This window comes from Ruminococcus sp. CAG:330 (assembly GCF_000437175.1).
Taxonomy (GTDB): Bacteria; Bacillota; Clostridia; order Oscillospirales; family Ruminococcaceae; genus Ruminococcus_C.
Map to the genome: position 1 here is coordinate 29,673 of NZ_FR898046.1, position 24,671 is coordinate 54,343.

24 protein-coding genes are annotated in these 24,671 nt (G+C 54.6%); 4 read left to right on the plus strand and 20 right to left on the minus strand.

Annotated elements, in window-relative coordinates; all coding sequences use genetic code 11:
• On the minus strand, positions 1-366 hold a 366-nt coding region (locus QZL66_RS05310), incomplete at its 3' end, for an aconitase family protein (RefSeq protein WP_293601877.1).
• A 261-nt stretch (positions 367-627) separates the two neighbouring features.
• On the opposite strand from QZL66_RS05310, the gene QZL66_RS05315 reads away from it, so the two are divergent.
• The gene (locus QZL66_RS05315; protein WP_022410699.1) at positions 628-1,392 is read left to right on the plus strand and encodes a GNAT family N-acetyltransferase; all 765 of its coding nucleotides are present in this window, start codon (positions 628-630) and stop codon (positions 1,390-1,392) included.
• Positions 1,393-1,528: 136 nt separating this feature from the next.
• On the opposite strand, the gene rfbC is transcribed toward QZL66_RS05315, so the two are convergent.
• The 16 genes from rfbC to trpE all read right to left on the minus strand — a co-directional run bounded on the left by rfbC (position 1,529) and on the right by trpE (position 17,682).
• Positions 1,529-2,137: a dTDP-4-dehydrorhamnose 3,5-epimerase gene (gene rfbC / locus QZL66_RS05320; protein WP_022410700.1), complete on the minus strand. Its 609-nt coding sequence runs from the start codon at positions 2,135-2,137 to the stop codon at positions 1,529-1,531.
• Entirely contained in the window at positions 2,137-3,027 is an 891-nt protein-coding gene (rfbD, locus tag QZL66_RS05325) for a dTDP-4-dehydrorhamnose reductase (protein WP_022410701.1), read from the minus strand. Before rfbD ends, rfbC begins: the two co-directional genes overlap by 1 nt.
• Before the next feature lie 9 nt (positions 3,028-3,036).
• Complete coding sequence (gene rfbB / locus QZL66_RS05330; RefSeq protein WP_022410702.1) at positions 3,037-4,056, minus strand: dTDP-glucose 4,6-dehydratase; 1,020 nt, start codon at positions 4,054-4,056, stop codon at positions 3,037-3,039.
• A gap of 19 nt (positions 4,057-4,075) precedes the next feature.
• The gene (gene rfbA, locus QZL66_RS05335) at positions 4,076-4,960 is read right to left on the minus strand and encodes a glucose-1-phosphate thymidylyltransferase RfbA (protein ID WP_022410703.1); all 885 of its coding nucleotides are present in this window, start codon (positions 4,958-4,960) and stop codon (positions 4,076-4,078) included.
• Between the two features lie 10 nt (positions 4,961-4,970).
• Positions 4,971-6,209, minus strand: coding sequence for a nucleotide sugar dehydrogenase (locus tag QZL66_RS05340; protein ID WP_226943291.1), 1,239 nt, complete (start codon positions 6,207-6,209; stop codon positions 4,971-4,973).
• 280 nt (positions 6,210-6,489) lie between these two features.
• Positions 6,490-7,191, minus strand: a complete 702-nt coding sequence (locus QZL66_RS05345; RefSeq protein ID WP_022410705.1) for a hypothetical protein — start codon at positions 7,189-7,191, stop codon at positions 6,490-6,492.
• 144 nt (positions 7,192-7,335) lie between these two features.
• The gene (gene ispE / locus QZL66_RS05350) at positions 7,336-8,193 is read right to left on the minus strand and encodes a 4-(cytidine 5'-diphospho)-2-C-methyl-D-erythritol kinase (protein WP_022410706.1); all 858 of its coding nucleotides are present in this window, start codon (positions 8,191-8,193) and stop codon (positions 7,336-7,338) included.
• Positions 8,190-9,371 carry an aminotransferase class I/II-fold pyridoxal phosphate-dependent enzyme gene (locus QZL66_RS05355; protein WP_293601878.1) on the minus strand — a complete coding sequence of 394 codons (1,182 nt, stop codon included), beginning with the start codon at positions 9,369-9,371 and terminating at the stop codon, positions 8,190-8,192. The genes ispE and QZL66_RS05355 overlap by 4 nt, the downstream gene beginning before the upstream one ends.
• A gap of 28 nt (positions 9,372-9,399) precedes the next feature.
• Positions 9,400-9,882, minus strand: a complete 483-nt coding sequence (locus QZL66_RS05360; RefSeq protein ID WP_022410708.1) for an Lrp/AsnC family transcriptional regulator — start codon at positions 9,880-9,882, stop codon at positions 9,400-9,402.
• 101 nt (positions 9,883-9,983) lie between these two features.
• Complete coding sequence (locus tag QZL66_RS05365; RefSeq protein ID WP_022410709.1) at positions 9,984-10,832, minus strand: histidinol-phosphatase HisJ family protein; 849 nt, start codon at positions 10,830-10,832, stop codon at positions 9,984-9,986.
• Between the two features lie 364 nt (positions 10,833-11,196).
• Entirely contained in the window at positions 11,197-11,991 is a 795-nt protein-coding gene (gene trpA, locus QZL66_RS05370) for a tryptophan synthase subunit alpha (protein WP_022410710.1), read from the minus strand.
• The gene (trpB, locus tag QZL66_RS05375) at positions 11,984-13,171 is read right to left on the minus strand and encodes a tryptophan synthase subunit beta (RefSeq protein WP_022410711.1); all 1,188 of its coding nucleotides are present in this window, start codon (positions 13,169-13,171) and stop codon (positions 11,984-11,986) included. Before trpB ends, trpA begins: the two co-directional genes overlap by 8 nt.
• Complete coding sequence (locus QZL66_RS05380; protein ID WP_022410712.1) at positions 13,164-13,790, minus strand: phosphoribosylanthranilate isomerase; 627 nt, start codon at positions 13,788-13,790, stop codon at positions 13,164-13,166. Before QZL66_RS05380 ends, trpB begins: the two co-directional genes overlap by 8 nt.
• Positions 13,787-14,572, minus strand: a complete 786-nt coding sequence (gene trpC / locus QZL66_RS05385; protein ID WP_022410713.1) for an indole-3-glycerol phosphate synthase TrpC — start codon at positions 14,570-14,572, stop codon at positions 13,787-13,789. The genes QZL66_RS05380 and trpC overlap by 4 nt, the downstream gene beginning before the upstream one ends.
• Before the next feature lie 12 nt (positions 14,573-14,584).
• Positions 14,585-16,219, minus strand: a complete 1,635-nt coding sequence (locus QZL66_RS05390) for a bifunctional anthranilate synthase component II/anthranilate phosphoribosyltransferase (RefSeq protein WP_022410714.1) — start codon at positions 16,217-16,219, stop codon at positions 14,585-14,587.
• Entirely contained in the window at positions 16,216-17,682 is a 1,467-nt protein-coding gene (trpE, locus tag QZL66_RS05395) for an anthranilate synthase component I (RefSeq protein ID WP_022410715.1), read from the minus strand. Before trpE ends, QZL66_RS05390 begins: the two co-directional genes overlap by 4 nt.
• Before the next feature lie 464 nt (positions 17,683-18,146).
• On the opposite strand from trpE, the gene QZL66_RS05400 reads away from it, so the two are divergent.
• The 3 genes from QZL66_RS05400 to QZL66_RS05410 all read left to right on the plus strand — a co-directional run bounded on the left by QZL66_RS05400 (position 18,147) and on the right by QZL66_RS05410 (position 21,394).
• Positions 18,147-19,004, plus strand: coding sequence for a hypothetical protein (locus QZL66_RS05400; protein ID WP_022410716.1), 858 nt, complete (start codon positions 18,147-18,149; stop codon positions 19,002-19,004).
• 62 nt (positions 19,005-19,066) lie between these two features.
• Positions 19,067-19,777 carry a ComF family protein gene (locus tag QZL66_RS05405; protein ID WP_022410717.1) on the plus strand — a complete coding sequence of 237 codons (711 nt, stop codon included), beginning with the start codon at positions 19,067-19,069 and terminating at the stop codon, positions 19,775-19,777.
• A 363-nt stretch (positions 19,778-20,140) separates the two neighbouring features.
• On the plus strand, positions 20,141-21,394 hold the full coding sequence (locus tag QZL66_RS05410; protein ID WP_022410719.1) for an aspartate-alanine antiporter-like transporter: 1,254 nt from the start codon (positions 20,141-20,143) through the stop codon (positions 21,392-21,394).
• 94 nt (positions 21,395-21,488) lie between these two features.
• Here QZL66_RS05410 and metA read toward each other — a convergent pair whose 3' ends face one another.
• The 3 genes from metA to QZL66_RS05425 are packed head-to-tail and all read right to left on the minus strand — an operon-like array spanning position 21,489 to position 24,476.
• Positions 21,489-22,436 carry a homoserine O-acetyltransferase MetA gene (metA, locus tag QZL66_RS05415; protein WP_022410720.1) on the minus strand — a complete coding sequence of 316 codons (948 nt, stop codon included), beginning with the start codon at positions 22,434-22,436 and terminating at the stop codon, positions 21,489-21,491.
• Between the two features lie 30 nt (positions 22,437-22,466).
• Complete coding sequence (locus tag QZL66_RS05420) at positions 22,467-23,294, minus strand: pseudouridine synthase (RefSeq protein WP_022410721.1); 828 nt, start codon at positions 23,292-23,294, stop codon at positions 22,467-22,469.
• Between the two features lie 9 nt (positions 23,295-23,303).
• Positions 23,304-24,476, minus strand: a complete 1,173-nt coding sequence (locus QZL66_RS05425) for a D-alanyl-D-alanine carboxypeptidase family protein (RefSeq protein ID WP_022410722.1) — start codon at positions 24,474-24,476, stop codon at positions 23,304-23,306.
• Between the last annotated feature and the right edge of the window lie 195 nt (positions 24,477-24,671).

Below are 24,671 nucleotides of genomic sequence, written 5' to 3' on the forward strand. Positions count from 1 at the left end.
GGTATGGCTGTCCGAGCCGATCAGGGTCTTGCCCGGCACGCCAAAGCGCTCCAGATGCACCTGATGGCAGATACCATTGCCGGGACGGGAGAAATAGATGCCGTGCTTCTTGGCAACGCTGCCGATGAAACGGTGGTCATCTGCGTTTTCGAAACCGCTCTGCAGGGTGTTGTGATCGATATAGGCAACGCTGCGCTCCGTGCGTACACGGGGAACTCCCATTGCCTCAAATTCCAAATATGCCATTGTGCCGGTGGCATCCTGTGTCAGTGTCTGGTCGATGCGGATTCCGATCTCAGAACCCTTTACCATTTCGCCCTCTACCAAGTGGGCTTTCAGGATTTTTTCCGTCAGGGTCAATCCCATTGTCCATCATTCCTTTCATGATTGGCGCTGCAAATAAACCTGCAAGTTGCCTGCTCTATCTGCGAACACTTTTGCTATACCATAATATTATAACAAATTCCCCGCCGTCTTGTCAAGGGAACGCACCGGCTTTTTCACAGATGCAAGGAAAAACCGCTTTTTGCCTAAGGATATGCAGGTGAAGCTGTCTTCTGCCAGCATATCCTGATTGACAGCATCGCTGAAATATGCTATAATACACCGCAAAAGGAGGGATATCTCATGCATCAGAAGCACTATTTTACAGCACTCACAGCCATGCTTGCGCAGGAATACTGCTGTACACCGGAAGATTTTCAGAAATCCGAAAATATCCTCACACCAACTGTGCTTGTGACAAAGGGCAGAATTTACAACCAAAAACGCCACTTTTTCCACATGGCAACAACTGGCGGAAATGCTGTTATCAGCGCTTCCCCGAAGCTGCACCCATTTCTGCATCAATGGGTGCAGTGCCAGCCCGGACATGCGTTCTTTCAGATTCCGAACCTGATACCGTTGGAACAGGAGCTGCAAAAGCATGGGTATCACCTCACAGAGACCTACCATATGTTTCTCCCCACATCCCAAGCGTTAGATATCCCGCCCCGTCAGGATTGCTCTGTGGTATGGCTCACGCAAGAGGAACTTCTGCCATTCTATGGAAGCCCCAGTTTTCCCAACGCCATTTGTCCGGAATGCACACCAAATCGACCAGATGTTCTGGCGGTATGCGCCTATCACGGAACGCAGCTTATGGGAATGGCTGGCTGTTCCGAAGACATGGCAGGCTGGCTGCAAATCGGCATTGATGTTCTTCCGGAATATCGCTCCAAAGGACTGGGAACTTACCTGGTCACGCTGCTGCGCAACCGCATTTTGCAGGATCTGCATGCGATTCCATTTTATGGAACCAGTATTGCAAACTACCATTCTTGGAACATCGCCATTCGCAGCGGATTCCGACCGGCATGGCTGGAAATCTGTGCCGAAAGGCCAAATTCATAAAAATCCGTTCAGCATCTAAAAAAAGCGGCGCTTTCTACTCTGTGATACAGAGGGAAAACGCCGTTTTTTTAGTCTTTCCACTGGATTCCGGTTTTCATGCAGATCACCTTACTGCCTGCCACAATACAGTGCTACCTTAGAAGTGAAACGTCTCTTTCAGTCCCAGCCACTTGGTGTCCTTCTCGCTCAGGTTCAGCGGTGTGCCGTCTGCCAGTGCGTAACCCTCCGGCGAAGCCGAGCCGGAATAAGCGCCGATCAGCTCCGGCCAAACGATTCCGATCTCCGGATCATTCCATGCCAGACCGCCCTCATCATTCGCATGCCAAAAATCATCGCACTTGTAGCAAAACTCCGCTGCATCCGAGAGCACCAGAAAGCCGTGTGCAAACCCCTTGGGGATCAGAAACTGCTTCTTGTTCTCCTCGGTCAGCTCCACGCCGTACCACTTGCCGTAGGTTCTGGAACCCTTTCGCAAGTCAACGGTAACATCAAAAACCCTGCCCTTGATCACTCTGACGAGCTTTGTCTGCGGGTATTGCTTCTGGAAGTGCAGTCCACGCAGCACACCCTTAGCGGACATGGACTGGTTGTCCTGTACGAAATTCACGTGGATGCCCGCCTCTTGCATCTCTCTCTGATTGTATGTTTCCATGAAGTAGCCTCTGGCATCTCCATGCACGGCCGGTTCGATAACGCAAAGCCCCTCGATTCCGGCGACATTTTTTGTTACCTTGATCTGTCCCATTAATCTGTAATCTCCTTCAGATATCTTGCCAGTGCGTCTTTCCAATCCGGAAGCGGTGTAAAACCGTTTTCTCTCAGCTTCGTTTTGTCCAATCTGCTGTTAAAAGGTCTTGCTGCTTTGGAAAGTCCGTACTCCGCTGTAGTTACCGGTATCACCTTTGTGGAATACCCGGCCTGCCGGAAAATCTCACAGGTGAAGTCGTACCAGCTGAGATAGCCGCCCTCATTGGTGGCATGATAATAGCCGTACTTTTCAGTTTCCGCCATATCCACCAGCAGCCGTGCCAGATCGTAGGTATACGTCGGCGTTCCGATCTGGTCATTGACTACCCGCACGGTGTCGTACTTTTTGCCCACGTTCAGCATGGTCTTGATAAAATTCTTGCCGTTCTTGCCGAATACCCAGGCAATGCGGACAATGAAATACTTGTCCAGTGTACTGCTTACTGCGAGTTCACCGTCCAGCTTTGTCTGTCCATAGACATTCTGCGGTGCATAGTCCTTGCAGTCCGGCTGCCATGGCTCTGTGCCTTGTCCATCGAAAACATAGTCGGTGGAAATGTAGATCATCTTGCAGTCCAGCTTTTTGCAGACATTTGCAATATTCTGGGTTCCGTCCACATTGATGGCACGCACCTTAGAGAGATTCTCCTTGTCCTCGGCAGCGTCCACTGCGGTCCATGCAGCGCAGTGAATGACAACATCCGGATTCACTTCTGTGATTGCGGTTTCCACAGCATCTGCATCGGTGATATCCAGCTTGACATAGGCGCAGTCCGCAGAAACTTTGTCCAGAATATCGCTGCCGATTGCCTCATAGTCACGCTTTTTCAGTTCGTTGACCACGTCAAACCCAAGCTGTCCGCCGACACCTGTTACAAATACTCTCATCTGTCTTCCTCACCGATTGCTGTACATTTTTTCATAGTAGTCCTGATATTCGCCGGAAATGATGTCCTTCCACCACTTCTGGTTGTCCAGATACCACTGAATGGTCTTTTTGATGCCGTCTGCAAACTTTGTCTCCGGCAGCCAGCCCAGTTCGTTGTGGATCTTGGTCGGGTCGATAGCATAACGCATATCGTGACCTTTACGGTCGGTGACATAGGTAATCAGGCTCTCCGGCTTACCCAGTTCCTTGCAGATCAGCTTGACAATATCGATGTTCTTCATCTCATTGTGACCGCCCACGTTGTAGACTTCGCCGACCTTGCCGTTGTGGATGATGAGGTCGATTGCCTTGCAGTGATCCTCCACATACAGCCAGTCCCGCACATTCTCGCCCTTGCCGTACACCGGCAGAGGCTTGTCTGCCAGTGCGTTGGCAATCATCAGAGGAATCAGCTTTTCCGGAAAATGATACGGGCCGTAGTTGTTGGAGCAGCGGCTGATGGTCACCGGCAGTCCGTAGGTTCTGTGGTACGCCAGCACCAGCAGATCTGCGCCCGCCTTGGAGGAGGAGTACGGGCTGCTGGTGTGGATGGGCGTTTCCTCGGTGAAGAACAGATCCGGTCTGTCCAGCGGCAGGTCGCCGTATACCTCGTCGGTGGAAACCTGATGGTAGCGCTGGATACCGTACTTCCGGCAGGCATCCATCATCACAGCCGTGCCGAGGATATTGGTCTGGAGGAAGATCTCTGGATTCTCAATGGAGCGGTCTACATGGGATTCTGCTGCAAAGTTGACAACAACATCCGGCTTTTCCTCCTCGAAGAGCTTGTACACGCCCTCACGGTCGCAGATGTCCAGCTTGACAAACCGGAAATTCGGATTGTCCATCACCGGTTCCAGTGTGGACAGATTTCCGGCATAGGTCAGCTTGTCCAGACAAACAATGCGATCGTCCGGATGTGCTTTCAGCATATGAAAAACGAAGTTGGAGCCGATGAAACCGGCACCGCCTGTTACGATAATGGTCATAGTCAATTGCCCCTTATTCTTAATATCTGATTTTACCTTCTGCAACCGCCTTCAGGTGTGCGCCGTAAGGAGATTTGCCGTAGCGTTCTGCCGATTCCTGCAATTTCTCCTTGGTGATCCAGTGATTGATGAATGCGATCTCTTCCGGCGCAGAAATGGTAATGCCCTGCCGGTCTTCGATCATCTTGACGAAGTTTGCAGCCTCCACCAGACTGTCCATGGTTCCGGTGTCCAGCCATGCGAAGCCACGACCCAGCAGCTTCACGTTCAGGTCGCCGTCCTGCAGATACATGTCGTTCAGCGTGGTGATCTCCAGTTCTCCACGGGCGGAGGGCTTCACCTGTTTTGCCTTTTCGGAGACACCTGCCGGATAGAAATAGAGTCCGGTCACGGCGTAGTTGCTCTTGGGCTGTGCCGGTTTTTCCTCAATGGAAACTGCCTTGCCGTCCTGATCGAATTCCACAATGCCGAAGCGCTCCGGATCGTTGACGTAGTAGCCAAAGACTGTCGCCTTGCCGGAAACCGCATTCTTCGCTGCACTGCGCAGCAGGGTGCCGAAGCCATTGCCATAGAAGATGTTATCTCCCAGCACCATGGCGCAGGCATCTCCTCCGATGAATTCCTCGCCCAGCAAAAACGCCTGCGCCAGTCCATCCGGAGAGGGCTGTACTTTATAGGACAGGTGGATGCCGAATTGGCTGCCGTCCCCCAGCAGCGCCTCAAAGTGGGGTGTGTCGGTGGGGGTAGAAATAATCAGAATGTCCTGAATGCCGGCGAGCATCAGGGTGGACAGGGGATAGTAGATCATGGGCTTATCATAGACCGGAAGCAGCTGCTTCGAGGTCACCATGGTCAGGGGATACAATCTCGTGCCGGCACCCCCGGCGAGTATAATACCTTTCATCTATTGTTCCTCAATCTCTCTTGAAAATGTCTCTGGTATAAACCTTTTCCCGCACATCATCCAGACAGGAGTCATACCGGTTGGCGATGATTGCCTGACACATCTGCTTGAACTCGTCCAGATCGTTGACCACACGGCTGCCAAAGAATGTTGTGCCGTTCTCCAGTGTCGGCTCGTAGATCACAACCGTAGCGCCCTTTGCCTTGATGCGCTTCATCACGCCCTGAATGCTGGACTGGCGGAAGTTGTCGCTGTTTGCCTTCATGGTCAGGCGGAACACGCCAATCACAACAGGCTTTTCTCTCGATGCATCAAACGTGTTGTCCTCGTCGTAGCTATAGCAGCCCGCCATTTGCAGCACACGGTCAGCGATGAAATCCTTACGGGTGGAGTTGGCGGCAACGATTGCCTCAATGAGGTTTTCCGGTACGTCCGCATAGTTTGCCAGCAGCTGCTTGGTGTCCTTGGGCAGGCAGTATCCGCCGTAGCCGAAGGACGGGTTGTTGTAGTGGCTGCCGATTCTGGGATCCAGACAAACCCCGTCAATGATCTGCTTGGTATCCAGACCCTTCATCTCTGCATAGGTATCCAGCTCGTTGAAGTAGCTGACACGCAGCGCCAGATACGTATTGGCGAAGAGCTTGACTGCCTCCGCCTCGGTAAAGCCCATGAGCAGGGTGTCCACATTCTCCTTGATGGCGCCCTCCTGCAGCAGTCCGGCGAATGTCCTGGCGATCTCCACCTGCTCCGGATCTGCCATATCCGTGCCCACAATGATACGGGACGGATAGAGGTTGTCATACAGCGCATGGCCCTCCCGCAGAAATTCCGGACTGAACAGAATGCGGTTGGTGTGATACTTTTCCCGAATGGAGGTGGTATAGCCCACCGGAATGGTGGACTTAATAATCATCACCGCATTGGGATTGCACTCCAGTACCAGCTCGATCACCGCCTCTACCGCAGAGGTGTCAAAGAAATTCTTCTGGCTGTCGTAGTTGGTGGGGGCAGCGATCACGACAAAATCTGCCTCGCTGTACGCTTTCTTGCCGTCCAGCGTTGCCGTCAGATCCAAGTCCTTCTCCGCCAGATACTCCTCGATTTCCTTGTCAACAATGGGAGATTTTCTCTGATTAATGAGATCGACCTTCTCCGGCACGATATCCACGGCGTACACCTTGTGATGCTGTGCCATAAGAATGGCATTGGACAGTCCGACGTAACCGGTTCCGGCGATTGCAATTGTCATATTTTGATTCATTTTTTCCATAGTTCCTACGCTTTCTAAGCGCCCGTTCGGCAGCGCTTCTCTTTTCAAAAATGCCGGCTGCAAAAACAGACGCTAAAACTCCCTGCGCAAACTGCACAGACTCTTTTTATCGTACCATACTCCTCGAAAAATAGCAACCCTATTTTTGAAAACACCGGCGCATTTTTCCCTTTTTCGTGAAATTTCACAAGAAAAAAGCAGTGCGCCGTCTGCTTCCGTCAGATTTTCCCCGAATTTTTGCACAGGGAATCGCATATCCTTAATCCCGATGGGGCGTAAAGCTTGCCGAACAGCCTACCAGATTGGCGTTATCCTGCGTAAATTCCATTGCCAGATAGTAGCACGCCTGATCGTCCTCCGGATCGGCAATCAGCCACACCACCAGATACTGCGCCGTATCCGAATAGTAGGCGTAGATCTGATTGGCATCGTATCCGCCGACCTGCACCTTTGCTACTTCCAGTTTGTCGCAGTTGTCCTCCGCCTCCATGGAAGCGTAGAAGTTCTGGGTGGCCTCTTCCACCGGCGCACCTGTGAACCGGTGAAGCGTCACAATATTATACGGGCCTTTGCAATACTGCACCAATCCGATCTGGTCATCCGCATCGTGAAAGATTGTATAGTCTGCCGGCACCTGCAAATAGCCGTGATCCTCGTCGCCCACCCATTTCAGTTCTCCGGTATAGGTAAAGTCGCCGGATGCGTCGGTCAGTGTTCCGCTGGTGATTTCCGGCTCGGTTTCCTCCGCTGTCGTTTCCGGTTCGGTTTCCGCTGCCTGTGCGGTGGTCACCCCGGTTGTCTCCGACTCGGTTTCCAGCGCCTCCGTCACTTCCACCGCCGTCGTCTGGTCTTCCTTGCCCATCTTCTTTTCCGGTGCGGACGCTTTCCGGTTTCCGCATCCTGCCAACCCCAACAAAATTCCAGCCGCCAGGAGAACGGCAAAAACTCGCTTTTTTTGCATAGTCAATTCCTTTCTTTTTTGAAAAAGTGTTACCTTCCTTTCCGATCAGTATAACAGAATCAACTTGTTTTGTCAATCTTTTTACAAAAGCGCCAAAAAGAAAACGGATGGCAGCGCCGATTTTCGGGCTGTCATCCGTGGTTGTTATTCTGTTGCGGTATGACAGCAAACGGCAAACGGCACGACATTTCGCAGGGCAGCGCAGGCAAGCTCTGCCTGCTCCTGTCCGTCAAAAATCCCGAACACCGCTGCACCGCTTCCGGTCATCACGCTGCACAGCGCACCGCTCGCCAGCATCTGCTGACGAATGGCTGTCACCTCCGGCAGCGCAACCGCCGATTCGAACAGATTTCCGCAGAGGGGTGCGATTTCCTGCACGCCTGCGCCGGCAATCAGCGCCTCACGAAGCTTCTGCACCGGCGGATGCTTGGGACAGACCAGCGCATCTACAGCACGATATGCTGCCGGCGTGGAAACGCCTTCGTTTCCCTTGGCAATCACCAGATAAGGCAGCGCACACGCCGGAAGCTGCTCCAACGCCTCGCCGATTCCGGCGGCATACGCCGTTCCGCCGTACAGGAAAAACGGCACATCTGCCCCAAGCTTTACGGCGATTTGCAGCAGCTGCTCCTGCGGCAGTGTCACACCGGTCAGTTCTTGCAGCGCCAGCAGCACTGCTGCTGCATCGGTACTGCCGCCGCCCATGCCAGCCTGTGAGGGAATGTGCTTTTCCAGATCGATGTGAAACTGCGGTGTGATTTCCGCTGCACGGCAGAACGCCTCCGCCGCTTTCCACACCAGATTGGTGGCATCGCACGGCACGTTTTTCACCGAACACGTCAGAGAGATTCCCGCCTGCGTCCGGTGCGAAACCGTCAAGCAGTCGTAAACGGAAACCGTCTGAAACACCGTTTCCAGCAGGTGATACCCATCGGCACGCCGTCCCACGATATCCAGACCCAGATTGATCTTCGCCGGCGCTTTTCTCGTCACCGCATTCATTTGGATTCTCCCTGATGCCGGTTCACAAAGTTCTCCATCCGGCGCAGTGCCTCCTGCAAGTGCTTGAGGGAATAGGCGTAGGAAACACGGACAAAGCCCTCTCCGCTGTCGCCAAAGGCATTTCCCGGCACCACTGCTACTTTTTCCTCCTGCAGCAGCTTTTCGCAGAATTCCTCGCTGCTCATACCGGTGCTACGGATGCAGGGGAACATGTAGAATGCGCCCTCCGGATTGAAACAGGTCAGACCGATGCGGTTGAACCCGTCCACCAGCATCCGCCGGCGAACATTGTACTCCTCCACCATTTTCTGCACGTCTTTATCGCATTCCCGCAGGGCAACAATGGCTGCATACTGGCTCAGCGTCGGTGCGCTCATAATGGCGTACTGGTGGATTTTCAGCATCTGCTTTGCAATAGGCTCCGGCGCACAGACATAGCCCAAGCGCCAGCCCGTCATGGCAAATGCCTTGGAGAAACCGCTGACATAGATGGTGCGCTCCCACATGCCGTCAATGGAGGCGATGGAAACGTGTTTTCTGCCGTAGGTCAGCTCCGAATAGATCTCGTCCGTCAGTACCAGAATGTTGGTATCCCGCAGAACCTCAGCGATTGCCTCCAGATCTTTCCGTGTCATGATACCGCCAGTGGGATTGTTGGGATACGGCAGGATCAGCAGCTTGGTGCGCTCGGTGATGTGCGAACGCAGTTCTTCTGCGGTGAGCTTAAACCTGTTTTCCAGCTTGGTGGAGATGGGCACAGCGACACCGTGCATCAGCTCCACAATGGGCTTATAGCAGACGAACGACGGCTCGACAACCAGCACCTCATCCCCCGGATTGACAACGGCACGAATAGCAAGGTCAATTGCCTCAGAACCGCCCACGGTCACCAGCGTCTCATGCTCCGAATGATAGGTGATCTGATACTTGCGCTGGATGTAGTTGCAGATCTCTTTCCGCAAATCCATCATACCGGAGTTGGCGGTGTATACCATGCGCTTTCGTTCCAGACTGTCTACCGCAGCTTTCCGCACCATCCACGGTGTCTGGAAGTCCGGCTCGCCGACACCCAGACTGATCACACCCTCCATCATTGCAGCAAGATCGAAAAATTTCCGAATGCCGGAGGGCTTCATTTTCTTTACCTGATCTGAAAGAAGCGTGTCATAATTCAACACGTCTGTTCTCCCCTTTCTTCCTGTCAACTCACGGGAAATAGTAGCCCCGCTCGTCCTTTTCTTCGCCTTCGATAATAATGCCCTTTTCCTTGTACTTCTTCAAAATGAAGTAGGTCGCCGTGGACAGCACGCCCTCCAGCGGTGCCAGGCACTGGGAAACGAACATGGAAACGTCCTTGACATTGGTGCCCTTGACCGTGACCGCCAGATCATAAGCGCCGGCCATCAGAGAAATGCTCTCCACCTCGTCATACTGCATAATGGTGTGGGCAATTTCCTCGTAACCGCAGTCCCGCTTGGGGGTAACACGCAGTTCAATGATGGCAGTGACCTGATCTTTGTTCGCCAGCTCGTCATTGACAATGGCACTGTAGCCCTTGATCACGCCGTCATTTTCCAGTTCCCGAATCGCCGCTGCGACCTCCGCTTCGCTGCTTCCCAGCATCACCGCCAGCTCCGCATTGGTGAGCCGTGCGTTCTGCTGCAATAATTCTACCAGTTGTTCTTTCATGAGAAAACCCATCCTTTCTGAAATTTTTTGGAAGCACCGTCTTTTTGCGGTGCTGTCCGATCTTCTGGAACCTGTGAAATCATGTTCACAGGGACAGATGCCTACGAAAGCTTCAGGAATACCGGCTTCCGCTTCACAAAGTAGCAGGCATGGGAGAAGCCCGCCGCCTTTGCCAGCGCCACGCCATCCGCAATTCCTTTTCCCAAATCTTCAGCGCAGTGGGCATCGGAGCCAAACGTCAGGACTTCTCCGCCCATCTCCCGATAGAGCTTCAGGTATTCCAGTGTGGGGAACGGTTTGCCGTACTTCTGCCGATAGCCAGAGGTGTTCAGCTCGATTCCCCTGCCGTTTTCCGCCAGTGCTCTGAAGCAGCAGCGAATCTGTTCCTCATAGGGTTCCAGCGGTACCGGAATTCCTGCCTCCCCCTCAATATAGCGGAGCGGGTAGGTCAGATGCCCCAGCACGTCAAAGTGTCCCCAACGGCAGATGTCATACAGCTGGCTGAAATACGCCTCCATCAGTGCCGGAATGTTTTCCGTCTGATAGTCCAGACAAAAGAAGTCCGGCTTTTCCAGCAGCTCGTGCAGCGATGCAATGATGAAATCCAGCCGCACATCCGCCGCCACAGACTCGGACAGTCCAAAGTCCGCATTGGGCTGCCCCATCTCCATCCCGCACAGCAGCGTCAGACCATCGGCAACAGCCTGTTCCTTCTCCGCTGCCACCGCCTGCAAAGAGTGTTCCAGCACGGCGGCGTGGTCGAAGATCTCCCACTCGTTCCGCGGCAAAATGCCATAGTGCGCCTGTGGAAAATAGCGGTTCATCTCCACGTGTTCCGTCAGGGCAAGCACCGGCAGCCCCAGCCTTTTCGCCTGTTCCGCATGACCGGCGACTGTTCCCGTTCCATCGGGAGAAATGCCGGTGTGCGTGTGACAATCCATTGGCAGCATATGCGTTTCCTCCTGTTGCTCCGGCAAACCGGAAAAAAATACAAAAAAGGCTTTCGCCGCCAAATGGGACGAAAGCCTTCGTGTTACCACCCAAGTTCAGAGAAGTTCGCCGGGAACTTCTCCCTCGTGATCCTTTAACGCAGGACATACGTTTCGGTTTCCCGAAACAGCTCCCGGGAAGCACCTGCGTTCCGGCTGAGACACTTTCACCAAACGTGCCCTCTCTGTACAGCCATTGCGCAGTCAATCCGTTCTTCGCTGATCTTCATACTATTTGATTACTCATTAGTATAGCAGATTTTCAGCCCATTGTCAATATTTTTTCAAAAGATTTTCCGGATGTATCCCGGCATGCGCCAGATGTTTATGCATCCAGCGCATCCCGCAGGCTCTTGACGAATGCTCCGATCTTTTCCGGTGCTTCTTTGCCGTACTGCTCTACCAGACGGACAACGGCACTGCCGACAATGACGCCGTCACAGTACCGGCTCATCTCCCTGGCTGATTCCGGTCCGGAAATTCCGAAGCCCACAGCGCAGGGAACCTTTGCGTACTTGTGGATCTTCTCAAAGAACGGCGCAAAGTTGGTGCGGAATTCGCTGCGCACACCGGTGACACCGTTGGAGGACACACAGTACAGGAAGCCCGTTGCTTCCGAAGCGATCATCTGAATCCGGTTTTCACTGGCAGGGGTTACCAGACTGATGTTGTGGACATTGTGCGCATCTGCGCTGCCCTGAATCTCGTCCTTTTCCTCAAAGGGAATGTCCGGCACGATGACACCGTCAATTCCGCACTCCTCGCAGAGCGAGAAAAAGCGGTCGGTTCCGAACCGGAAAATGGTGTTCAGGTACATCATCAGCAGCAGCGGAACATTGATCTTTTTCCGCAGCCGGCGCACCATCTCGAAAATGCCTGCCAGTGTGGTGCCGTTTCTCAGGGAGCGCTCGCTGGCGCACTGGATCACCGGACCCTCGGCAATGGGATCGGAAAACGGCACGCCCAGTTCGATCAGGTCTGCACCATTCTTTTCCATTTCCAGAACTGCCTGCTCTGTCACATCGTATCCGCCGTCACCGGAGGTAATAAAGGTGATCAGTGCCTTCCTGCCCTCAGCCCTGCACTGTTCCAGTCTTGCATCAATTTTATTCTTAGTCATCGATCTTCACTCCTCTGTATTCTGCAATCTGCTGCATATCCTTGTCGCCTCTGCCGGAAATGTTGATGATCATGATCTCATCCGGCTTCATCTCCGGTGCAATCTTCATGGCTGCTGCCACTGCGTGTGCAGACTCGATTGCCGGAATGATGCCCTCGGTTCTGGAGAGGTATTCCAGTGCCTGTACTGCCTCTTCATCGGTGATGGGCAGGTATTCTGCACGGCCGGTCTTATAGAGGTTGGCGTGCTCCGGACCAACGCCGGGGTAGTCTAGACCGGCAGAAATGGAGTAAACGGGAGCGATCTGTCCCTCTTCGTTCTGGAGGAAATAGGACTTCATGCCGTGGAAAATGCCCAGACTGCCCTTGGCAACGGTGGCAGCGTGCAGCTTGGTTTCGATGCCCTTTCCGGCAGCTTCTGCGCCCACCAGACGCACGCTCTTGTCCGGAATGAAATCGTAGAACATACCCATGGCATTGGAACCGCCGCCGACACAGGCAACCACACAATCCGGCAGTCTGCCTTCTTTTTCCATCAGCTGTTTCTTGGCTTCCTCGCCAATGACCTTCTGGAAGTCACGCACCATGGTCGGATACGGGTGCGGACCCATAACAGAACCGATGAGGTAGAAGGTGGTGTCGATGTTGGTCGCCCAGTCACGCATTGCCTCGTTGATGGCATCCTTCAGTGTTGCAGTGCCGTTGTCCACGCTGTTGACCTTTGCCCCCAGCAGTTCCATCCGGTATACGTTCAGCCGCTGACGGCGAACGTCCTCTTTTCCCATATAGATCTCGCATTCCATATCAAACATTGCACAGGCAGTTGCAGTTGCCACGCCGTGCTGTCCGGCACCGGTCTCGGCGATGATCCGCTTCTTGCCCATTTTCTTTGCCAGCAGGATCTGTCCCAGCACGTTGTTAATCTTATGCGCACCGGTGTGGTTCAGATCCTCCCGCTTCAGGTAAATCTTACAGCCGCCCAGGTCTTTGGTCATCCGGTCTGCATAATAGAGCATGGACGGTCTGCCGGCGTAATCCCGCAGCAGTGTCCGGTACTCCTCCAGGAACTCCGGATCGTTTCCGTATTTGTCATAAGCTTCTTCCAGCTCATGCACTGCATTCATGACGGTTTCCGGCACATACTGTCCGCCGAACTCTCCAAATCTTCCTACCTTACCCATGATTTCCACCTCGTATAATTTTCACAATTGTTTTCATTTTCTCTATGTCTTTCACACCGTTCGTTTCAATGCCGCTGGAAAAATCCACACCGTCCGGCTGCACCAGCGCAATTGCATCTGCCACATTTTCCGGTGTCAGCCCGCCAGCCAGAAAGAACAGCTGCGCAGGTCTTGCATCGGCGATCAGATGCCAGTCCGCAATAACACCAGTTCCGCCAGCCTGTCCGGGAACATGTCCCTCCAAAATCAGCCGGTCGGCGCCCAGCTGCTGTGCAGCGGCAATCTCTGCCGCACGCTGCACACGAACCGCTTTCCAAATCGGGAGTCCGGTACGCCATCGCACGCCCGAAACGACCTCTGCCGTCTCACTGCCGTGGAGCTGAATGACATCCAGCGGAACGTGCTTCAGCACTTCGGCGATCTGCTCCGGCGTTTCGTTGACGAACACGCCCACAGCGGCAATGCTGCTGCGCTTGGCGTTTACCAGCTGTTTCGCTGTTTCCGGGGAAACCGTCCGGCGAAATCCGGCGGATAAGATCATGCCAAGATAGTCAGGCTGCAATTCGTTGCAGAACTGCACGTCCTCCAGCCGCCGAATGCCGCAAAACTTGATTTTCATACGCCCTCCCGCAGCTGGTGCAAAGTCTGTGCCACATCGCCGCTGCGCATGAGCGTTTCGCCCACCAGCACGGCATCGGCACCCAGTGCACGAACCTGTTTCATATCCGCATTGTTCCGGATACCGCTCTCCGAAACGAACACGGCATCCTGCGGTGCGTAGGGCTTCAGCTTTGCCACGGTGTCCAGACTGACCTCAAAGGTCTTGAGATTCCGGTTATTGACGCCCAGAATCCGGGGCTGAATCCCCCGAATGCTCTCCAGCTCCTCACGGCTGTGCACCTCTACCAGAACTTCCAGTCCCAGGGAATACGCCAGCTGATACAGCGCTGCCAGCTTTTCCGGTTCCAGCACTGCTGCGATCAGGAGCAGTGCATCTGCACCGATTGCCGCTGCCTCATAAATCTGATAGGAGTCGAAGATGAAATCCTTTCGCAGGATCGGAATCTGCACTTCCTGCCGGATCGCTGCCAGATATTCTGACGACCCCTGAAAATAATGCTCTTCTGTCAGGCAGGAGATAGCGTTGGCACCTGCTGCCTCATATGCCTTTGCAATTTCCACCGGATGAAAATCCGGACAGATCAGCCCTTTGGAGGGGGATGCTTTTTTCACTTCGCAGATGCAGGAGAGGGTGCTCTTCCGCAGTGCCTTTGCCAGAGAGACCGGCGTTCTGCGGGCGAGTGCCTGTGCTGCACGCTGCTGCATCTCTGCGAAAGAAACCCGTTTCTGTTCCCGTGCCAGCTGTTCTTTTCTGGCGGCCATAATTTCATCCAGAATCATATGCGCCTCTCCTTAGTCCTGTCGATTGGTAAATGCCACAAACTCGTTCAGCTTTTCCAGCGCCTTTCCGCTGTCGATCTGCTCGGCTGCCAGTGCCACACCGTCCGCAATGCTCCCTGCCTTTCCGGTGATATACAGGGCACAGCCGGCGTTGAGCAGAACGATATTCCGCTTGGCATCCTGAATGGAGCCGTCCAGAATTCCACGGGTGATGAAGGCATTCTCATCGGCAGTACCGCCCACGATGTCCTCCTTGCTGCCCCGCGGCAGACCGAAGTCCTCCGGTGCGATCTCATATTCCTTGACCTTGCCGTCCCGCACCTCTGCCACAGAGGTGCTGTCGGAAACGGAGATCTCGTCCAGCCGGTCGTTGCCGTAGACGATCATGGCACGCTTGATGCCCAAACCGATGAGCACCTGTGCCATTACCGGCAGGAGTGCCTTTTCATACACGCCCAGTACAATATAATTGGTGGATGCCGGATTGGTCAGCGGACCGAGAATGTTGAATACAGTGCGCAGTCCCATTTCCTTTCGTGCCGGCCCAACGTATTTCATAGAGCCGTGATAGCTCTGCGCAAACAGGAACGAGAGCCCCACCGTTTCGATGGATGCCTTTGCCTCCTCCGGTGCGGTCTGAATCTTCACGCCCAGACTCTCCAGCACATCCGCTGCGCCGCTCTTGCTGGAAACGCTGCGGTTGCCGTGCTTTGCCACCGGCATGCCTGCCGCAGCAATAACAAACGATGAGGTGGTAGAGATATTAAAGGAATTCGCCAGATCGCCGCCGGTTCCCACGATGTCCACGCTCTCCTCACAGCCAGCCACATGCTTTGCCTTGGCACGCATGCCCTTGGCAAAACCGATGATCTCAGCGATGGTCTCGCCTTTCATGCGCAGCGCCGTCAGCAGCGAGCCGATCTGCGCATTGGTTGCACCGCCGCTCATGATGATATCCATGGCCTCCATGGCCTCCTGTTCTGTCAGGTCGTTTCCGTCTACCACCTTTGCCGCATACTTGCAGAGTGCCTTCTTCGGCGGCTCCACCTTGGAAGCCGGAACCGAAACGGAAACGCCGGGAATCAGATTGAGGAAATTGGCGAGCATCCGTTTGCCCTCATCGGTGAGGATGGATTCCGGATGGAACTGCACGCCGTAGGTGGGATGTTCCCGGTGTGCCAGCGCCATGATCTGGCTGTTCTCGTCACGTGCCGTCACTTTCAGGCAGGACGGGAAGTCACTCTCCTGTGCGATCAGGGAGTGATATCTGCCGCAGGATACCACAGAGGGCAGATTGGAAAAGAGCGGACAGTCGCTGTCCAGTGTGATCTTGCTTGCCTTGCCGTGCATCAGGTGTGCTGCACGGACGATCGTTCCGCCGAACGCCTCACAGATGGACTGGTGTCCCAGACACACGCCCAGCATGGGGAGCTTTCCGCTGAAGCGGCGAATCGCCTCTACCGTGATGCCGGCATCCTTGGGATAGCCCGGCCCCGGCGAGAAGATCAGCGCCTGCGGTGCCAGTGCTTCGATCTCCGGAATGGTGATCTCATCGTTCCGGACGACTTTGACATCTGCGTACAGTTCGCCGATGTACTGATACAGGTTATACGTGAAAGAATCGTAGTTATCAATGAGCAAGATCATTGTTCTGCCTCCTTAATGGCGTTGATCACTGCAAGTGCCTTGTTGACGGTTTCGTAATACTCATTTTCCGGCACAGAATCTGCTACGATGCCGGCTCCTGCCTGTACATATGCTTTGTCATTTGCGAAGAGGACGGTGCGGATGGCGATGCAGGTATTGATGTTTCCGTCAAATCCCAGATAGCCGACGGTACCGCCGTACAGTCCACGCTTCTTGTTCTCGAACTTGTCGATCAGCTCCATTGCCCGTACCTTGGGCGCACCGGAGAGGGTGCCCGCCGGAAGGATTGCCATAAGGGCATCCAGTGCGGTCTGGTCGCTGCGAAGTCTGCCCTCCACATCGGAGACCAGATGCATGACCTTGGAGGCACGCTCCGTCACCATATAGCGGGTGACCTCTACCGAGCCGAACTCACAGACCTTTCCCACGTCATTTCTGCCCAGATCCACCAGCATGGTGTGCTCTGCACGTTCCTTAGGATCGGCGAGCAGCGCCTTTTCATTGGCTGCGTCCTCCTGTGCGGTCTTTCCACGGGGCTTGGTGCCGGCAATGGGGCGGTTGTGTACAATTCCGTTGGTCACCTTTGCCAGCATCTCCGGCGAAGCGCCTGCCACATCGTACTCCGGTGTGTGGAAATAATAGAGGTACGGTGACGGATTGGTGGCACGCAGCCGGCGGTATACGGAGAAGCTGTCCGGCGGATTGCTGATCTCGAACCGCTGGGAGAGGACGATCTGGAAGATATCGCCGTTTCGGATGTACTCCTTTGCGTCCTGCACCATCTTGCTGTACTGCTCCTTGGTCAGGTTGGAGTGCACCATTGCCTCGCCCTTATGATGTGTTTCCTGGGGCTGGCAGTGGTAGTTCCGCACGATGTGTGCCAGCTCCTCTGCACGCCACTGTGCAGCAGCGTACTGTGCGCCAAGGTCGCCGTCGGTGTGCAGGTTCAGGATGACGATGCCGTTACTGGTCAGATGGTCGTAGGCGATCAGCTCCTCATACAGGAACAAGTGGCAGTCCGGCATGTGAATATCATCCTCCGGCACATTGGTCAGACGCTTTTCCACATAGCGAACGGTGTCATAGCCAAAGTAGCCGATCAGTCCGCCAGTAAAGTGCGGTGCGTCCGGATATGACGGCGCACGGTATTCTGCCAGCATCTTCTTCAGGAATGCGATGGGCTCTTCCACCTGTTCGGTCTGCACCGCATCGCCGGAGCGAATCTCCGCCGTGTTTCCCATCATGCGGATTTCCTTTTCCGGCGAAAATCCGATGAATGAATACCGATCCCACTGTACGCCGTTGCTCACGCTCTCCAAAATAAAGGAATTTTTACTGTTCTTTGCAAATGCAGTGTAAATATTCAGCGGTGTCTGGTTATCTGCCGAAAACTCGTAGAACACCGGAATGGTATTGTACTGTTTTGCAAATTGTTTCACTTCTTCTAAGGAAGGTTTCAGCATATGACTCGCTCCTTTTGCATAAAATAAAAAAAGCCTGACGTCCCCATACTATGGGACGTCAGACTGATACATCTACGTGTTGCCACCCAACTTCAGAGATAACTATTCTATCTCCCTCTCACAGATACGCCGGTCATGCCGGATATATCCTCTCCCGATAACGCAGGAGCTGCGGCAATGACTACTGGGATGCTGCCATCCGTTTGCCACGCTTCTCACAAACCCATTCACCACACCTCGTACACATCGGGATCACACCATCCCCGACTCTCTGTGCTGCCGTCTTGCAGGTTACTTACTTTTGCTCATGGAATTTCACTAAGTTTAGTATACGCAAAACTTCCGGCACTGTCAAGCGCTTTCGAGGAACTTCTCAGAATTTCGGCGATTTGCACATGGAATGGCATCACGTTTTTGTCAATTCGTACAAATTCCATCGTTTTTTCAAGGAACAGGAGGTACATATGCTGCATTTTCACCAGTTCACCTGTCTGCTGTTTGCCGGCATTTTTGGCACTGCTCTCTGCTGCCAGATTCCTCAGTGGGAGCGAATCTCCCAGCACGCTGTCCCGCCGCAGTCCGCATTATCCGCCGCAGCCATCGCCGGACAGACCGCCACGGCGGCTGTTACGGCACAGTCTCAGTCCGTAACAAGCGCCGTTTCCGCAACTGCTGCACCGGCCGTGGAAACGACCGCTCTGGCGCAGACAACGGCGCTCACCACTACTGCCCCCATTCCGCACACAGAGCTCGTCTGCACCGCAGAAATGGTACAAGCCGCAGCGTGTGAAAGTTCCGCCGAGATTCCGTCAGAACCGACGGTCACAGAAACCGTTCCGGCGGTAACAGAGCCTGCCGCCGCAGCGCTGGAATTGCAGCCCATCGAGGCACAGACACTGCTGGGAGCACAGGAAACGTGGTTCAAGGCGTACATGGACTATCGTACTATCACCGACACTGCCTCCCGGCAGTACCAGCTCCAGCAGTCCGCATGGACGGATGACCAGGGGCTGCGCCGTCTGGGCGAGGACTATCTGGTCGCCATGGGGACAGGCTGGCTAAACGAGGGCTGCGGAGAACGGTTTCAGGTGACGCTGGACAGCGGTGCGCAGTTTACCGTCACCGTTGGCGATGTCAAGGCGGACTGCCACACTGACAGCACACGCCGGTACCGTGCCTGCGGAAGCGGTGCCAATGTGCTGGAATTTATTGTGGACACGCCCATGCTGTCTGCGGAGGCACAGCAGGCGGGAACGGTTTCCGTCTACGCCGAACTGGCGGGAAACATCGCCGAAATTGCCCGCATTCCGGAAAGCAACTGACTGCATCTTGTCAGACAGTGCCGGCCGTGCTATAATAGGAGCAGAAAGGAAGTGCGAAAGCCATGAAAAAGCGCCGGAAAATCCAGCTGTTTCTACTGGATCTGCTCTACCCCAACCAGTGTCCCTGCTGCCATCGGAAAATTCCTTGGAACCGTTATCTGTGTGACATGTGCCAGACGCTGTTCCAGCTTCCGCCGGACACGTTTTGTCCCGGCTGCGGAAAACCGGTGGAGAGCTGTTTCTGCGAGAGAGGGCTTGCCTATGACCACGCCATTGCTGCTGCACTGTATCAGGAGCCGGCACGCAGCGGAATCCTCTCCCTCAAGCGTGCCGAGAGCAAAAACTTTGCCTACGCCTGTGGGGAGGCGCTGGGCAGAATGATCATCGCTGATCCGGAGCTGCTCGCCTATGATCTGATCGTTCCGGTTCCCATGGCAAAGCGCAAAAAGAAAAAGCGGTTCTTCAATCCGGCGGAGGAGATCGCACGGGAAATGTCCTCCGCCACCGGCATTCCCCTGCGTGCCGATCTGCTGGAGGACACGGGAACCGGCGCAGCACAGCACACCCTCTCCGCCAAAGAACGTGCTGCCAACACCGGACACTTCCAGATCCCGCAAACCGCTGACCTGACCGGATACCGCATCCTGCTGTGCGACGATGTCCTCACCACAGGGAGCACCATGAACCGCTGCGCAGAACTGCTGAAAAGCCGTGGTGCTGCGGTCGTCACGGCAGCAGCTGCCACCACAACACCGGCGCAGGAGGACAGCTGATGCCGGATGCATTTCAAAAGCACTCGGAATTTTTGACACTTCATGCAAAAAGAAAAAAAGTTCTGATTTTCCTCTTGTTTGATTTTCACATTTTTTTGCTGGATGATACCACAAATATTGACAAGGTAAAAAAATTCCGGTATAATGATAATATTATGGAATGAAAAGCAGCATACTTCTATACACACCACCACGCTCCAGATGTGCGCTATGTTTGGAGCGCAGCGGTGCGTGAACCTATGTGCAGCATTCCAAGCCATCCCGTACACAAACATCAGGATGTTCCGAGCGTATGCATGCCCTCGGAACATCCTGTGAGAGCCGCTTGTGTACCCAACAAAAAAAGAGGAGAGAATCTGTTTCATGCATCTAAAACTATTTGAAGTGGCAGGGACGCATCTGTTTAGCATGTCATCCATTGTCATTGTCCTGTTCTTTGTCTTCGCCATTATCGTGGTGGGATACCTGCTGGGCAAAATCACCATCAAGGGCGTTTCTCTGGGAACCGCCGCAATTTTCCTGGTTGCTCTGTTTGTCGGCCATTTCAAGGGCGTGGCATTCGGCGACAACGGCATTGCCGCATGGGTGGCAGACACCGAGGCAGTGGATGCCGTCAACTTCTACTTTAAGTTAATCCAGAGCTTTGGTCTGATCCTGTTTGTCACATCCGTCGGACTGATCGCCGGTCCCACGTTCTTCAAGAACCTGAAGAAGAACGCAAAGTCCTATGTGCTTCTGGGCGCTGTCATCATCCTCTCCGGCGCAGCTGTCTGCGCAGCTGTGACGCTGCTGGTTCCGGAAATGAACTCAGCAATGAGCGTTGGCCTGCTGTCCGGTGCGCTGACCAGTACGCCGGCATTTGCCGCTGCACAGGAGGCCATCGGCGAGAGCAGTCCGGTCTTTAAGGAGATCGCAGTCGGCCACGCTGTTGCCTACCCGTTCGGCGTTATCGGCGTAGTTCTGTTCGTTCAGATCGTGCCGAAGGTTCTAAAGGCAAACATGGCAGAAGAGCGTGCAAAGCTGACTTCTGTAGACACTGGCGAAGGAAGTCCGCTGAAGCAGAAAAAGCTGTTTGAAATGGACAAATTCGGTCTGGGTGCATTTGCCCTGACCGTTCTGACTGGTGCCATTCTGGGCTGCATCAACATTCCGCTGGGCGCAGGCTCCTTCAATCTGGGCACTACCGGCGGTCCGCTGATCATGGGTCTGATTTTCGGCCACTTCGGCAGAATCGGCAAGCTGAGCCTGAAGGTCAACAAGCACCTGCTGGAAGTCTTTCAGGAGTGGGGACTGGTTCTGTTCCTCATCGGTGCCGGCGTTGACGGCGGTGCTGGTTTCGTAGAAACGCTGCAAAAGTACGGCCCGCTGCTGTTCCTGTGGGGCGCACTGATGACCACCATTCCGCTGTTCATCGGCTTCTTCCTGGCAAAGAAGGTGCTGAAGCTGAGCCTGTTCAACAACCTCGGTTCCATCACCGGCGGTATGACCAGCACACCGGCGCTGGGTGCGCTGATCAACACCAGCGGTACCCCAAATGTTGCAAGTGCTTACGCTGCAACTTATCCGATTGCACTGGTTCTGGTGGTTCTGGCATCCCAGTTCCTGACATACCTCTAAGAAATCGTTAGACCGCATTATGAGACAAAAACCCCGTCTGCACCAAGGCTCCAGTGCAGACGGGGTTTTATTTTTCAGCAGATACCGCAGACGCTCAAAGTCCTGCTTCCCACTCCCAATTGTACAGTTCCAGCGCCGTCAGATCATACGGCGTCAGCTGGTATACACAGTGGTTGATCCAGTTGGAAAACAGCAGATTTGCGCTGCATCCCCAGCTGAAATGCGGTTCCTTTGCAGGGTCGTCATCGGGGAAATAACCGTAGGGCACGGCGATCTCTGCACCCTTTTCCCGATCTCGGAAATACTCCTCTTTCAGGGTATCCCGATCATACTCCGAGTGTCCCGTGATAAAATACTGTCTGCCGTTTTTGTTGGCAACAATGTGCACACCGGACAGCTCCGATTCCGTTAGGATCCGCAGGTGCGGCACTTTCTCAATGTCCTCCCGATGCACTTCGGCATGACGGGAATGAGGGGCATGGAACACATCGTTGAAGCCACGGAGCAGCTGGCAGTGCGGTGCCAGCACTTTCTGCGGAAAGACACCGAACATCTTCTGAGGCAGGTCGTATTTCGGCACATCGAAATGGTAGTACAGCCCTGCCAGCGCTGCCCAGCAGATGTGCATGGTGGAAAAGACATGGTGCTTCGTCCACTCCATAATCTCGCAGATCTCGTTCCAGTAGTCCACATCCTCAAATTTCAGATGTTCTACCGGCGCACCGGTGATGATGCAGCCATCATAATACTGATCCTGAATCTCCGAGAACGTGCGGTAAAATGTGGACAGATGATTTTGCGAGGTGTTCTTGCTGATATGGCTGGACACGTGCAGAAATTCCACGTTCACCTGAAGCGGCGTATTGCTGAGTAGCCGTAGGAACTGACATTCCGTCACAATTTTTTTCGGCATGAGATTGAGCACAAGAACGCGCAGAGGACGGATATCCTGATGTACTGCACGATCTGCGTCCATCACAAAAATATTTTCCTCCGCCAGCGTCTGAAACGCCGGCAGCTGGGGAGAAATACAAATTGGCATCGCTTGTCCTCCTTTCTAAAAAAACAGCGGTTACCGCCGATTTCTGGGTTTGTTGGGGTTCCCCGATTTGGATCTTGCGCCGGCAGTTCTGGGTCTGGACTTCGCCGGCTTAGGTTTTGCACCGTCTGCCTCACCCTTTCCGATGGCGTTGCGCAGAGCACGCAGTTCGTCCGGTGTCAGGTCACGGTATGTACCCGGCTTCAGCATACCGAGTTTTACCGGCCCGACGCTGATGCGGCGCAGACGTGCCACTTCCAGCCCGACTGCCTCGCACATCCGGCGAATCTGACGGTTTCTGCCCTCCTGAATGGTCATGAGCAGTACCACACGCCCCGGCTCCTTGGTCTTTACCACCACCGTTGCCGGCATGGTCATCTTTCCGTCCAGCTCCATGCCCTGAGAGAGGGTGACCAGCTGTTCTTCGGTGACATCCGGCCGTACTGTCACACGGTAGGTCTTACTAATATGCCGGCTGGGGTGCATGATGCCGTTGGCGAATGTGCCGTCGTTAGTGAGCAGCAGCAGGCCCTCGGAATCCTTGTCCAGACGGCCAATGGGGTAGACACGCTCCTCCACATCCTCCAGCAGATCCATGACACAGCGGCGATCCAGTTCGTCCGAGGTCGTCGTCACATAGCCTCTGGGCTTGTGCAGCATGAGATAGCGGTAGGTTTTCTTTCGTGGCAGGTAGACACGCTCGCCGTTGACCGTGATCAGATCGGCAACTGTCGCCTTGTCCCCCAGCTTGACCGGATGGCCGTTTACTTTGATTTTTCCGCCGGAGATCAGCTCCTCCGCCTTACGGCGGGAACAGTATCCTGCATCTGCCAGCAATTTCTGGATTCTGATTTTTTCCACATTAAACTCCTATTTCTGAAAAAATGATTGTATTCGTTTCCAAATCCGCACGGGAAATGCATGGTGCGCCGTCCGTTTTTCCACGGGCTGCCGGTACGCCACGGTTTCCGCTGCGCAGAGCTTCCCGTGGGCGACTTCCCGCCCGTTCAGCATGGCACGCCATGTTCCCGCACTCTGCCCGGCAGACACCGGCGCATAGAGGAACGGCGCTGTTTCCAGCTGGTATTCCAGCTGCGGCATGCTGCCGTCTGCCGTGCCCACGGTGAGCTTCTCCTCCGATTGCAGCGCCACTTCCTGTGCTGTACCGCCGGCGACCGGCATGCGCCAGTCCTCCGGCAGAGACACCTCCGCCGGTGTCACCTGCGAAAAGCCCCAGTCATACAGGGACAGGTGATCCTGCCAGTCGTTGGGGTCTGCCAGTGTGACGCAAATCAAGGTCACGCCGTTTCGCTCCGCTGCCGATACCAGACAGCGTCCGGCCTCGTCGGTAAAGCCTGTCTTTACGCCGATGACGCTCTCATCCATGGTCAGCAGCTTATTGCTGTTTTTCAGCCAGCGCTGGTATGGCGGATTGCCAAAGCAGACCTGCGCCGAAGACTGGGCGCAGATCTCCCGAAAGTTCTCGTTTTGCAGTGCTGATGCAGCAAGCACCGCCATATCACAGGCGGTGGAATAGTGGTCATCGTCGTGCAGTCCGGAGGGTGTCACAAAATGCGTCTGCGTCAGACCCAGCGCAGCAGCACGCTCGTTCATCTGCGCCACAAAAGCGGGGATGCTTCCGGCAACCCGCACAGCAGCTGCACCGGCGGCATCGTTGCCGGAGGGCAGCAGCATGCCATAACACAGGGCACGCTTGGTGACTGTGTCCCCCTCCACCAATCCCATGGAGGAGCCCTCCACCTGAATCGCCTGCGAATCAACGGTGAACTCTGTGTCCAGATCGCCGCTCTCCAGACAGAGCAGCGCCGACATGATTTTCGTCGTGCTCGCCATGGGACGTGGCTCCCGTGCGTTCTTCTCGTAGAGCACCTCGCCGGTCACGGCTTCCATCAGCACGCTGGAAACCGCCGATACCTCCGGCTGCTCCGCCGCACTGCAGGACAGAAAAGCGCCTGCCAGACTTCCTATGGCAATCACCGCTGCCAGTCCTGCTGCAACCCATTGGATGATTCGTTTCTGCATCGTCCTCGCTCCGTTCCCAAAAAGTTTTGGATCACACCGCACAAAGCCTTCAGACGGACTCTGTGCGACGCTGCCTTTGGTAAGAGCATATGCACGATGTCACAGGATCAGAACCGAGTCTTAGTCCTTCTTTTCCTCTGCTGCCGCAGTTTCCGCTGCGGTTTCTGCCGGCTTCTTCGAGCCACGTTTAAAAAT

What these genes read in the sequence shown, in the direction of transcription:
- rfbD (WP_022410701.1), bottom strand. Translation starts at nt 3,027, where the DNA reads ATGAGAGTATTTGTAACAGGTGTCGGCGGACAGCTTGGGTTTGACGTG.
- QZL66_RS05380 (WP_022410712.1), bottom strand. Translation starts at nt 13,790, where the DNA reads ATGAAAATCAAGTTTTGCGGCATTCGGCGGCTGGAGGACGTGCAGTTC.
- metA (WP_022410720.1), bottom strand. Translation starts at nt 22,436, where the DNA reads ATGCCAATTTGTATTTCTCCCCAGCTGCCGGCGTTTCAGACGCTGGCG.
- trpA (WP_022410710.1), bottom strand. Translation starts at nt 11,991, where the DNA reads ATGACTAAGAATAAAATTGATGCAAGACTGGAACAGTGCAGGGCTGAG.
- QZL66_RS05360 (WP_022410708.1), bottom strand. Translation starts at nt 9,882, where the DNA reads ATGAAAGAACAACTGGTAGAATTATTGCAGCAGAACGCACGGCTCACC.
- QZL66_RS05345 (WP_022410705.1), bottom strand. Translation starts at nt 7,191, where the DNA reads ATGCAAAAAAAGCGAGTTTTTGCCGTTCTCCTGGCGGCTGGAATTTTG.
- trpC (WP_022410713.1), bottom strand. Translation starts at nt 14,572, where the DNA reads ATGATTCTGGATGAAATTATGGCCGCCAGAAAAGAACAGCTGGCACGG.
- ispE (WP_022410706.1), bottom strand. Translation starts at nt 8,193, where the DNA reads ATGAATGCGGTGACGAGAAAAGCGCCGGCGAAGATCAATCTGGGTCTG.
- QZL66_RS05425 (WP_022410722.1), bottom strand. Translation starts at nt 24,476, where the DNA reads ATGCAGAAACGAATCATCCAATGGGTTGCAGCAGGACTGGCAGCGGTG.
- QZL66_RS05400 (WP_022410716.1), top strand. Translation starts at nt 18,147, where the DNA reads ATGCTGCATTTTCACCAGTTCACCTGTCTGCTGTTTGCCGGCATTTTT.
- rfbC (WP_022410700.1), bottom strand. Translation starts at nt 2,137, where the DNA reads ATGGGACAGATCAAGGTAACAAAAAATGTCGCCGGAATCGAGGGGCTT.
- QZL66_RS05405 (WP_022410717.1), top strand. Translation starts at nt 19,067, where the DNA reads ATGAAAAAGCGCCGGAAAATCCAGCTGTTTCTACTGGATCTGCTCTAC.
- rfbB (WP_022410702.1), bottom strand. Translation starts at nt 4,056, where the DNA reads ATGACCATTATCGTAACAGGCGGTGCCGGTTTCATCGGCTCCAACTTC.
- QZL66_RS05315 (WP_022410699.1), top strand. Translation starts at nt 628, where the DNA reads ATGCATCAGAAGCACTATTTTACAGCACTCACAGCCATGCTTGCGCAG.
- trpE (WP_022410715.1), bottom strand. Translation starts at nt 17,682, where the DNA reads ATGCTGAAACCTTCCTTAGAAGAAGTGAAACAATTTGCAAAACAGTAC.
- QZL66_RS05390 (WP_022410714.1), bottom strand. Translation starts at nt 16,219, where the DNA reads ATGATCTTGCTCATTGATAACTACGATTCTTTCACGTATAACCTGTAT.
- trpB (WP_022410711.1), bottom strand. Translation starts at nt 13,171, where the DNA reads ATGGGTAAGGTAGGAAGATTTGGAGAGTTCGGCGGACAGTATGTGCCG.
- QZL66_RS05410 (WP_022410719.1), top strand. Translation starts at nt 20,141, where the DNA reads ATGCATCTAAAACTATTTGAAGTGGCAGGGACGCATCTGTTTAGCATG.
- rfbA (WP_022410703.1), bottom strand. Translation starts at nt 4,960, where the DNA reads ATGAAAGGTATTATACTCGCCGGGGGTGCCGGCACGAGATTGTATCCC.
- QZL66_RS05340 (WP_226943291.1), bottom strand. Translation starts at nt 6,209, where the DNA reads ATGACAATTGCAATCGCCGGAACCGGTTACGTCGGACTGTCCAATGCC.
- QZL66_RS05365 (WP_022410709.1), bottom strand. Translation starts at nt 10,832, where the DNA reads ATGCTGCCAATGGATTGTCACACGCACACCGGCATTTCTCCCGATGGA.